10 protein-coding genes are annotated in these 10810 nt (G+C 61.6%); 8 read left to right on the top strand and 2 right to left on the bottom strand.

Annotated elements, in window-relative coordinates; all coding sequences use genetic code 11:
• Positions 1–167: 167 nt before the first annotated feature.
• The 3 genes from istA to BFN67_RS20150 all read left to right on the top strand — a co-directional run bounded on the left by istA (position 168) and on the right by BFN67_RS20150 (position 3085).
• Entirely contained in the window at positions 168–1703 is a 1536-nt protein-coding gene (istA, locus tag BFN67_RS20160; protein WP_080917953.1) for an IS21 family transposase, read from the top strand.
• 13 nt (positions 1704–1716) lie between these two features.
• On the top strand, positions 1717–2472 hold the full coding sequence (gene istB / locus BFN67_RS20155) for an IS21-like element helper ATPase IstB (RefSeq protein WP_080917952.1): 756 nt from the start codon (positions 1717–1719) through the stop codon (positions 2470–2472).
• Positions 2473–2656: 184 nt separating this feature from the next.
• On the top strand, positions 2657–3085 hold the full coding sequence (locus BFN67_RS20150) for an Rrf2 family transcriptional regulator (protein WP_080921288.1): 429 nt from the start codon (positions 2657–2659) through the stop codon (positions 3083–3085).
• A gap of 253 nt (positions 3086–3338) precedes the next feature.
• Here BFN67_RS20150 and BFN67_RS20145 read toward each other — a convergent pair whose 3' ends face one another.
• Positions 3339–4136, bottom strand: coding sequence for an alpha/beta fold hydrolase (locus BFN67_RS20145; RefSeq protein WP_080921287.1), 798 nt, complete (start codon positions 4134–4136; stop codon positions 3339–3341).
• 128 nt (positions 4137–4264) lie between these two features.
• Between BFN67_RS20145 and BFN67_RS20140 the strand changes: the two genes are divergently transcribed.
• Positions 4265–5203 carry a LysR family transcriptional regulator gene (locus tag BFN67_RS20140; protein ID WP_080921286.1) on the top strand — a complete coding sequence of 313 codons (939 nt, stop codon included), beginning with the start codon at positions 4265–4267 and terminating at the stop codon, positions 5201–5203.
• Between the two features lie 196 nt (positions 5204–5399).
• On the opposite strand, the gene BFN67_RS20135 is transcribed toward BFN67_RS20140, so the two are convergent.
• Positions 5400–6308, bottom strand: coding sequence for a LysR family transcriptional regulator (locus BFN67_RS20135; protein ID WP_080921285.1), 909 nt, complete (start codon positions 6306–6308; stop codon positions 5400–5402).
• A 94-nt stretch (positions 6309–6402) separates the two neighbouring features.
• Between BFN67_RS20135 and BFN67_RS20130 the strand changes: the two genes are divergently transcribed.
• From BFN67_RS20130 to BFN67_RS20115, 4 genes are all read left to right on the top strand, one after another.
• Complete coding sequence (locus tag BFN67_RS20130) at positions 6403–7284, top strand: aldo/keto reductase family oxidoreductase (RefSeq protein ID WP_080921284.1); 882 nt, start codon at positions 6403–6405, stop codon at positions 7282–7284.
• A 304-nt stretch (positions 7285–7588) separates the two neighbouring features.
• Positions 7589–7924, top strand: a complete 336-nt coding sequence (locus tag BFN67_RS20125) for a DUF4260 family protein (protein WP_342587460.1) — start codon at positions 7589–7591, stop codon at positions 7922–7924.
• 481 nt (positions 7925–8405) lie between these two features.
• Positions 8406–9314, top strand: coding sequence for a tyrosine-type recombinase/integrase (locus BFN67_RS20120; protein WP_080919264.1), 909 nt, complete (start codon positions 8406–8408; stop codon positions 9312–9314).
• 3 nt (positions 9315–9317) lie between these two features.
• Positions 9318–10511 carry an IS91 family transposase gene (locus tag BFN67_RS20115; RefSeq protein WP_080919263.1) on the top strand — a complete coding sequence of 398 codons (1194 nt, stop codon included), beginning with the start codon at positions 9318–9320 and terminating at the stop codon, positions 10509–10511.
• The last annotated feature ends 299 nt before the right edge of the window (positions 10512–10810 follow it).

The following is a 10810-nucleotide window of genomic DNA, read 5'->3' as shown; positions in this document are numbered from 1 at the left end:
TGCGGATTCCGACATTATCCGGCCGGGCATTCCAACCTGAAGCCGGCCATCGTTCCGACGTGAAGCCGGCCACCATTCCGATCAATATCCGGCCGCTTTGAGGTCTGAGCAGGAGCACCAGGGTCAGCAACTTTGGCATGACGGTCCTTTTGAACAAGGGACGCGTAATGCCGGCAAAGAGAAGGCTGACCATGAGACAATTACGACAGATGCTGCGGCTTGCCGGTGATGGAACCAGCGCCCGCGAGATCGCACAGAGGCTGGGCGTCGCGCGCAGCACCGTGCAGGACAATCTGAAGCGCGCGACCGCGGCGGGACTGATCTGGCCGCTGCCAGGCGACCTGACCGACGACGCGCTGGAGAACCGGCTGTTCGCCCGCGCCGGGGTGAAGCAGGGCCTGCGCCGGCTGCCGGAGCCGAACTGGGCGGATCTTGCGCTGGAGTTGAAGAAGCCGGGCGTCACGCTGATGCTTCTGTGGGAAGAGTACCGCGCCGTCCATTCCGGCGGCTATGGCTACAGCCGTTTCTGCGACCTGTTCCGCGGCTTCGAGAAGCGTCTGTCGCCGACGATGCGCCAGGAGCATGTCGCCGGCGACAAGGTGTTTGTGGATTATTCCGGCAAGAAGATCGCCATCGTCGACCCGCTGACCGGCGAGATCCGCGAGGCGGAGATCTTTGTCGGCGTCCTGGGTGCATCCGGCTTCACCTATGCGGAAGCGACCTGGACGCAGGCGCTACCGGACTGGATCGGCGCGCATGTACGCATGTTCAGCTTCTTCGGCGGCGTCCCGCGCCTGATCGTGCCCGACAACCTGAAGTCCGGCGTCAATCATGCCTCCTTCTATGATCCGGAGATCAACCGCAGCTATGGCATGATGGCCTCGCACTATGGCGTCGGCGTGCTGCCGGCGCGGCCGCGTCGCCCGAAGGACAAGGCCAAGGTCGAGAACGGCGTGCGTTTCGCCCAGACCTGCATTCTCGGCCGGCTGCGACGACAGACCTTCTTCTCGCTGGCCGAGGCCAATGCCGCAATCGCCGGGGCGCTCGACCGCATCAATGACCATGTCATGCGCCGCCTTGGCGTCAGCCGCCGCCATTTGTTCGAGACGGTGGAACGGCCGACCCTGGCGAGCCTACCGGTGCAGAATTACGAGTTCGCCGAATGGCGCCTGGCTCGCGTCGCCACCGACTATCATGTCGAGTTCAAGACCTTCTTCTATTCCGTGCCGCACAGCCTCATCCGCCAGCAGGTCGATATCCGCGCGACCAGCAGGACGATCGAGATCTTCCACCGCGGCAAGCGCGTCGCCGTTCATCAGCGCCGCTATGGCGGACGCCGCTACGGCACCAACCCCGAGCACATGCCCAGTTCCCACCGTCGATATGCAGAGTGGACGCCGGCACGCTTCCGCCGCTGGGCGGCATCGATCGGGCCACAGACCGAGGGGCTGATCATCGCCATTCTGGCCAGCCGACCGCATCCGGAACAGGGGTTCCGCACATGCCTTGGCGTTTTGCGCCTCTACCGGGATCTCCGTCGTGAGCGTGCCGAGACCATATCAGCCCGCGCCGTCGAGATCGGCGGGCTGACCTGCAAGAGCATCGCCGCCCTCATCATCAACCACAAGGCCGCCCGGCCTGCCGGCAATCCCGGCGCCATCATCGACCACGCCAATCTGCGTGGTCCCGGCTACTTCCATTGAGGAGATAAAGATCATGCTGACCCATCCCACCCTCGACATGTTGCGCGACCTCGGACTGCACGGCATGGCCAAAGGCTTCCAGGATCTCGACGCGCAGCCGGAAGCACGCGCCCTCGACCATGGCGAATGGCTTGCCATCCTGCTCGAGAACGAAGCGACGCTGCGCCGTCAGAAGCGCTTCGAGGCGCGTGCCCGCGCTGCCAGGCTGCGCCATGATGCGCAGGTCGAAGATGCCGACTTCCGTGCCGAACGCGGGCTCGACCGCTCCCTGTACCTCAAGCTCGCAGGCTGCGACTGGATTCGCCAGCGTCACGGGCTCCTGATCACGGGCCCGGCCGGTGTCGGCAAGAGCTGGCTCGCCTGCGCTCTCGGGCACAAGGCCTGTCGCGAGGACTTCTCCGTCGTCTATCACCGCGCCCCACGGCTCTTCGCCACGCTCGCTCTCGCAAGGGGAGACGGTCGCTATGCCAGGATGCTCAAGGCGCTGGCCCGAACCGACCTGCTCATCCTCGACGATTGGGGACCCGAAAAGCTCAACGACGAACAGCGCCGCGATCTCCTCGAGATCGTCGAGGACCGCTATGAGCGGCGATCGACCATCGTCACCAGCCAGGTGCCCGTCGACCACTGGTACGAGATCATCGGCAATCCCACCATCGCCGACGCCATCCTCGACCGCCTCGTGCACAACGCCTATCGCATCGAACTGACCGGCGAAAGCATGCGAAAACGGCGCGCGCCACAAAACCCGGAAACAGCTCAGGCTTGACCAGAAACGAAACTCGAACCAAATCTCAACAACGACCCAGGTGATCCAAAAAAGTGGCCGGCTTCAAATCGGAATCCCGGCCGGAATGAAATTGGAATGGGTGGCCGGTAATTGATCGGAATCACTGGCCGGCTTCGTCGGAATGCGCAGCTTGAGCCATTGCGGCCAATCTCAAAGGAAACTCATGAGACCCGATAGCCGCCTGTCCCGGATGCTTCACGTCTTGCTCCATATGGCGAGGCATGATGCGCCGTTTACATCCGAGCAGATCGCCAAGATGCTTGGAACGAACGCTGTCGTCGTTCGACGAACGATGTCAGGTTTGAGGGAGGTGGGCTATGTCCGATCCGTCAATGGCCGGGGTGGAGGCTGGAGCATCGCAGTCGATCTCGACGCCGTAACGCTATTGGACATTCACAGAGCCGTCGCTTCCTCGACGCTGTTCAGTTTGAGCAGCGGAAACCTTCATCCGGTGTGTGCGGTAGAACGAGCGGTCAACCAGACGCTAGACAGTGCCATGCGCGAAGCCGAGGCGCTTCTCATGCACCGTCTGGGGCAAGTATCGTTGGCCATGTTGGCCGAACGGTTCGATCAGATTTGTCGCAACGAATGACGGGATCGGTGTACAGAGAAACCTGGCACTCACTCGGTGTGCTTGTGGAATTGGCTAGCCGCGGCGACCGTGCTGCCAGGGCTGCATACACCGTAGAGGTGGCCAAGCACTGGCGCGCCTCTGAGAGGGAGGCGTGCTCCAAGCTCTGATCCGTCAAGGCACGCGCTCGCCGGCAGCAGCGACTTGGCGTCGGGCGCGGCCAGTCTGTTTTGCAAGCAGGTGGCTGCAAAGCGTGACGGTTACAAACTCTGCTTCAATCGCCACACGACAAATAGCTCAGCGGACGACAGAAGCGCTCGATGAGCGGGACCAGTTCTTCAGCCGACTCCAGCATAGACAGGTGCCCCGTGTCTGGCAGCACATGCATTACGGCTTGCGGGACGCGGGTAAGCAATTCGGCTTGTAATACCGCAGGGGAATCAACACCGTCCAATTCACCCGCAATGACGAGGGTGGGCACATTGATGGCCTCAACCTGTGCCGTGATGTCTTCCTGGCTGGTGGCTCGTGGCCAGGCCTGCTTTGCAGAAAGCGCTCCGCGCAGGCTGTCGGCGATGACCTGTTCGCGGTCTTCCGTGGCAAGTGCCTTGGCTGTCAGTACCTTGTCGATGGTCGCCTCAATCATTTGCCGGTCGTCATAGGAGCTTGCCATCATCGCCCGCGCCTCTTCCGGTATGGCCATGGGCGTGGGCGGAGAAGGTGCGACGAGAACAAGGCCAACGAGCCCGTCGGGGCGGCGCGACGCCATAAGCTGGGCGACTTTGCCGCCCATTGAATGGCCAACCAGCACATAGCGCTGCAGGTTCCGCGCCTTGATCACCCCTTCAGCGTCAGCCGCGAGATCCCCTAGACCATAACCATCTCCAGGGGCATCGGACTCTCCCCAGCCACGATGATCGATGGCAATGGTATGGAAGCGAGGTGCCAGCCCGGCAGTAACGTGTCTCCAGGTGCGCGATGATCCTCCCCAGTAATGCAGGAAAACAAGCGACAGATCGCCATCGCCCTGTTCTTCGATATGGATGGATATGCCATTCGACGCGACTTTCATTGCAAGTCTCCTTTCTCGGAACCAACTCGGATTGGTTGGATGATAGGGAGATAGCTCTTGTCGATACGGTGGATAATTGGCTTTATAATATCGGCATCTGATAATGAGATTATCATGTTGAGGTGAATATGGACCGATTGACCAGCATGGCGGTGTTCGTCGCCGCGGTCGAGGAGGGCAGCCTTGTCGGCGCGGCTCGGCGGTTTGGCCTATCACCTTCAATGGCCGGGAAGCATGTTTCGGCGCTGGAGGAGCAACTGAAAGCGCGATTGCTCCAGCGCAGCACACGGATGCTGAAGCTGACCGAGGTGGGGCAAGCCTATTATACGCGATGCAAGCATATACTGGAGGACGTCGAGGAGGCGACGAGAGAAGCCCAGGACGCCCAACAGACCGCGCGTGGCGTTCTGAGCGTTGCCGCGCCGACAACCTTTGGCGCAATGCATCTTGGCGGCGTCGTAGCGAATTATCTGTCCGCGCATCCTGATGTCGCTGTCGAGATCATGCTTGGCGACCGCTATGTCGACCTATTGGCCGATGGCATTGATGTAGCCATTCGCATCGGGCGGCTAAAGGATTCCGATCTCATAACCCGGCGGCTCGCGCCATGCCGAATGATATTTTGCGCGGCGCCGTCGTTTCTTGCGCGGCATGGTGCGCCAAAAACCGTGGAAGATCTCTGCCAGATGCCCCGGCTCGCGTTTAGCGAAGCGGTTTCGCCCGGGGACTGGACCCTCATGGAGCCTGACGGCAGCGCCCACACGATCGATGGTCCGGTGAGGCTCAGTACGAATAATATGCAGATGTTGCTGGCTGCTGCGGTCGCGGGGACCGGCGTCGCTTATGGCCCAAGCTTCGTATTCGGGGAGTCAGTTGCTCGCGGGGATCTGGTTGTTTTGATGTCGGACTACTGGGCATCGGAACTGGCTATCCATGCGGTCTATCCCACGAAACGACACGTATCCTTGAAGCTTCGTCGGTTCATTGAACATTTGAGTGCCAGCTTCGGAGATACGCCGCCCTGGGACCTCATGCTTGGAGCCAGGAGATCGGAGGCTCTCCGATAGACATGCCCCAGGGCTAGGGCGTCCGCTTTTGGGCTCGGTCTGTCGGCGATTGGTGACCCTCTTGGTGAATATCTTGTGGGATGGAAGGCTGTGCTGACGACAGGCTTTGCCGATCAAAGCCGTTTCAGTCGCCAGTTCAAGAAAGTGTTCGGGATGATAGCTGGAAACCGGAAGGGCTTGATCTGGAGCGGGAATGTCAGGCTTGTTCAGCCGTTGCCTTGATAAAATCGATAAACGCCCGTAGCGGAGCAGGCACGAGGCGTCGTCCTGGATAGTACAGGAACGGCCCGGAAAAGTGCCCCCACCATGGTTCGAGGACGGGTTCGAGGACGCGGCTGTCAAAATAGGGGCGCAGCCAGTCTTCAAACAGGCCTACGATGCCGAGACCGGCGATTGCTGCATCGACGGCGAGGTCGCTGGCGCCGCCGGCCGTCACGATCAACGGTCCTGTCGGATCGACCAGCACCTCCTCGCCGTCGTATTCGAATTCCCACGATGGTGTCACGCCGCTTGGAAAGCGGTGACGCACGCAAGCGTGACCCAGCAAATCGCGCGGGTGCTTGGGCCTGCCGTGTCGGTCCAGATAGGTGGGAGAAGCGGCGACGGCAAAGCGCTGCATACGAGGACCGATCGGCACCGCGATCATGTCCTGTTCCAGCCGCTCTTCGTAACGGATCCCCGCATCACACCCGGCTGCCAACACGTCGACGAAGCCTTCCTCGGTCACCACTTCCAACCGGATATCGGGGAAGGCGGTAAGAAAGGGGGAAACGATGCGCGGCAGTACCAGCCGCGCCGCGCTGACCGGAACATTGAGCCTCAGCGTACCGGCCGGCCTGTCACGAAAGCTGTTCACCACGTCGAGTGCCGCTTCCACCTCTCGCAGGGCGGGGGAGAGTTGTTCGAGAAGGCGCATTCCGGCTTCGGTCGGCACAACGCTGCGGGTGGTGCGGTTGAGGAGCCTGACGCCAAGCCGGCCTTCCAGGCGCCGCACCGCCTCGCTCAGACCGGACGGGCTCGCCCCGCTTTGGCGCGCGGCGTCGCGAAAGCCGCGGGTGCGCGCCACCGCTACAAACGCATTCAGGTCACCGAGGTCCGTCTTCATTGTTCGAAGATTAGCACAGCGTGTACGGATTGTATTGGCTTATCACACATTCCGGCAAGGTTTATCGGTATTGCTTCAAACAAGGAGAAAGATCATGACCAACATCGAGCAATCAGGACTCTTTGTGCTTGGCGGGCGCAGCGTCAGGCGTCTCGGCTACGGCGCCATGCAGCTTGCCGGGCCCGGCGTATTCGGCCCACCCAAGGATCCTGATGCCGCAGTGGCGGTACTGCGCGCGGCCGTGACAGCCGGTGTCAACCACATCGACACCAGCGACTTCTATGGTCCCCACGTCACCAATCGGTTGATCCGCGAGGCGCTCGCGCCATATCCTGACGATCTCCTCATTTCCACGAAGATCGGTACCCGGCGCGGCGAGGTCGGAGCATGGCTTCCTGCCTCATCCAAGGAGGAGCTTACGCAGGCGGTGCATGACAATTTGCGCAATCTTGGGCTCGACATACTGGAAGTTGTGAACCTTCGCATCATGTTCGATGCGCACGGCCCAGCTGAAGGGTCGATCGAGGCACCGCTCACCGCTCTGGCCGAGCTCCAGCAGAAAGGCCTGGTGCGTCATATCGGGCTCAGCAATGTCACGCCTGCTCAGGTCGCCGAAGGGCGCCTAATCTGCAACATCGCCTGCGTACAGAACCACTACAATCTCGTACATCGAGTTGATGACGTACTGATCGACGATCTCGCACGAGACGGTATCGCCTATGTGCCCTTCTTCCCGCTCGGTGGGTTCACGCCAGTTCAGTCATCCGCGCTTTCCGACGTCGCGCAGCGTCTCGGCGCCACGCCGACGCAGGTCGCGCTCGCCTGGCTGCTTCATCGCGCACCGAACATCCTTCTGATCCCCGGCACAACGTCGATCACACATCTGCACGAGAACATCGCCGCGACCGAACTCGATCTGTCGGACGATACACTCGCCGCACTGGACGGCATTCCAGCGAATGCGGCGGCTGGCTGAAAAGTGTAATAAAATCCTGAGGTATCCGCAGCCGCACAACACCGTGGTATCGCGTATGCCTCACCCCAGGTACGAAGCCGGCAGCTACTCAAGTTTTGCAACTGACGCAGGCCAGCAGGCTTTGCCTGGCCGTTCGCCCGACCCGCTGGCGCTTGGTCGCGATGACGCTTTTGGGCCTATAAATCGGGTCAGGCCGCTTGGGTGTTCTCTTTTGGTATCTTGATCTCTTGCACTGGTGCCAAACCCGAACATGAGTCCAAATTCCCAGTTAAACTGAGTCTCTTGCATATCTTACGAGGCTGAAATGGTCAGAGCAGTAATTTGGCAACGTTTGGCGGCTATGGGTTGGGGCCAAGGGTCGGGGGCGTTTGCCTATAATACCGTCCACATCTATGCATTCGGGGCAGTTTTCATCGCCTTGGGGCTAGTTTTCGCGGCCCCTTTCCTTGCGGCCTTGGGCGCACTCTGGCTTGCACATTCCGGATTTGACGACTACTCGGATACGGGCTTAAACCACCTGAAGGCTTTTCGTTTACGCATCTCGGCCAGATCGGAAAATCACGATAGCGGGAAGAGCCCGAGGTTTGCGACTGTCCGCAATGGACTCAAGTCTTGTTGCGGGACGCAAATCAGGTCCTGAAGGAAGTCGATCCCCCGACTGGGCTGTCAATATCGCGACCTCTGGCGATCCCGGATTATCGCTTGCTCCCGGCGTGATCGGAACAATTGCCCGATTTTATCCTCTCCACGCACCCGGATAAATGATTGCGAGAGATATGATCCTGGTAATTGCTAGAAGATTGGGTGACGACCCAACATACGGTACAGGGTGGAGCGATGCACACTGGGGAGCATGTCCAGACAGCGACGTCTGCTTCCAAATCTGCCAGCCCAGAAGCGGACAGGCAGGAATCCACCCCCAACCCGCTCCTTCGCGTCAAATTAGGTCCCCTGGATTGGCGAGGATTCATTTTGGCCGTTTAGGGGTCGATGAACGAACCCGCTGCGCGGGAAGGCGCGTGCGACTGAGGTAGAAGGTACAGGGCGACCATCGCGCTCTGCATTGAGCGTCGCTCGGCGCGGGCAGAGCATGACGGGCTTCTTCAACAAGGAGCCTGACCATGCACAACCAACCGAACTCGCCCACGATCAGCCCGCTTCGTCAACGCCTGATCGACGACATGAACCTGCGCCACTTCGGGCACGAGACCCAACGCAACTATCTCCGCGACATCGGACGGCTTGCCAGCTTTCTCGGGCGGTCTCCCGATACGGCGTCAGCGGATGATCTGCGCCGCTTCCAGATATGGCAGCAAAGCGAGGGTGTCCCGGTGCCGACGATGAACAGCGTTGTGTCAGCGCTGCGGTTCTTCTTCAATACCACGGTTGATCGCCCTGATCTTGCCCGCCGCCTCGTGCGGCTGGCGCAGCCGCGCAAACTGCCGGTGGTTCTGAGCCGTCAGGAAGTGACGCGCCTGCTCGACGCCACGACCTGTCTCAAGCATCAGGCGGCGCTGGCCGTTGCCTATGGCTCGGGACTGCGCGTCTCCGAGGTCGCTTCGCTCAAGGTCGCTGACGTCGACAGCGAGCGCATGCTCCTGCGAGTGGAGCGCGGCAAGGGCGGGCGTGGACGCAACGCCATGCTGTCAGAGGATCTGCTCACGCTTTTGCGTCAATGGTGGCAAGTCGGCCACCGGCAGGGCGTCATGCGGCGGGACGGCTGGCTCTTTCCGGGCATCAACACGCTGAGGCCCATCAGCACACGCCAACTTCACCGCGTCGTGGTCGAAGCCGCAAGGAAGGCCGACGTCGACAAGCGGGTCGGATTGCATACGCTGCGCCATTCGTTTGCCACCCACCTTCTGGAAGACGGCGTCGATATCCGCGTCATTCAGGTGCTACTCGGTCACGCCAAGCTGAACAACACGGCTCTCTACACCAAGGTTGCGACACGTACCGTGCGCTCGGTGACAAGTCCGCTCGATCGGCTTGGCTTGTTCAAAATGGAAGAGTCTGCGCCCGACAGCTGAGCCGTGCGGGCCTCGCTTGAGGTCGCCGATATCTTCCATGCTGCTGGTCCTGCCTATCGGATCTCCCATGCCGGACATCTGAGCCTCGACCAGTTGAAGGTGATGTCGGCGATCGAGAACTGCCGCACCGCGGCCCTTGGTGGGCATGTCGAAGCCTGCGAGGACTGCGGCCAGTGGCGGATTGCCTACAACTCCTGCCGTAACCGGCACTGCCCGAAGTGCCAGGGCGCTGCTGCGCGGGCATGGCTCGCCGAGCGCGAGACCGATCTGTTGCCTGTCGGTTACTTCCACGTCGTGTTCACGCTGCCGGCCGAAGTCGCCGACATCGCCTTCCAGAACAAGACGGCTGTCTATGACCTGCTGTTCAAGGCGGCGTCGGAGACGATGCTGACGATTGCCGCCGATCCAAAACACCTCGGCGCGCGCATCGGCATCACCGCCGTGCTCCACACATGGGGCTCGGCGATGACGCACCATCCGCACGTGCACATGATCGTGCCGGGCGGGGGCATCGCGCCGGACGGAAGCCGATGGATCAACTCACGTCCGGCCTTCCTGCTTCCGGTGCGCGTGCTCGGCAAGCTGTTCCGCCGCCTATTCCTCTCCCGGTTGGTCGCGCTGCACGACGCTGGCCGGCTCGCCGTCTTCGGATCGCTGGCGCACCTGGCCCAGCGCCGAGCCTTCCTGCGCCACCTTGCTCCTGTCAGGAATAAGCGCTGGGTCGTCTATGCCAAGGCGCCGTTCGCCGGCCCGGAGGCGGTGCTCGCCTACCTGTCGCGCTACACCCACCGTGTGGCGATCTCGAACAGCCGCCTCATCGCCATCGATGAGAGAGGCGTCACCTTCCGATACAAGGACTATCGCCGCAATGGCGCGGACCGGCAGCAGGTGATGACGCTCGCGGCTGATGAGTTCATCCGCCGCTTCCTGATCCATGTCCTGCCGCGCGGCTTCCACCGCATCCGGCACTACGGCCTGCTCGCTGGCTCCGCCCGCAAGGCCAGTCTCGCGCTCGCCCGCGAACTCCTGGATGTCGCCGCGCCGCCTGACGACGACACATCAGGCGTGCCGGACGACTTCCGGCCGCCATGCCGCTGCTGTGGCGGGCGCATGATCATCATCGAGACGTTCGAACGCTTTAGGCAGCCACGCGGGCCGCCCGATACAACCGCCACGAACCGGGAGAAAGCTCCATGATCCGGCATGGCATGGTCGATCCTTCAGCCGCAGGCGCCCCGCCTCCGGTAACGGACCCGCCCGCGTCTATCGCCAATCTCGCCGCCGACATGGCTCCGTCCGAACCAGTTCCGGGCCGCCAATACCGCGCGAAGGAGCAACGAAGCGGCCTGTCTGCATCCACCTCAGCGCTTTCCCGCGGCATTAGCATCATCACCGACATCGGCCGCAGATCGAAATCCCCATAGCCGTCGACTGTGCCCCGCGGGTTCCTTCCTCGGGGACTTTCGTACGCCTGCCGGCGCCCGAAACTCTTCACG

Source organism: Manganibacter manganicus (assembly GCF_002075885.1).
GTDB lineage: Bacteria > Pseudomonadota > Alphaproteobacteria > Rhizobiales > Rhizobiaceae > Mesorhizobium > Mesorhizobium manganicum.
The sequence above is the reverse complement of the archived record's forward strand: the minus strand, read 5'-3'. Positions and strand labels throughout refer to the sequence as shown.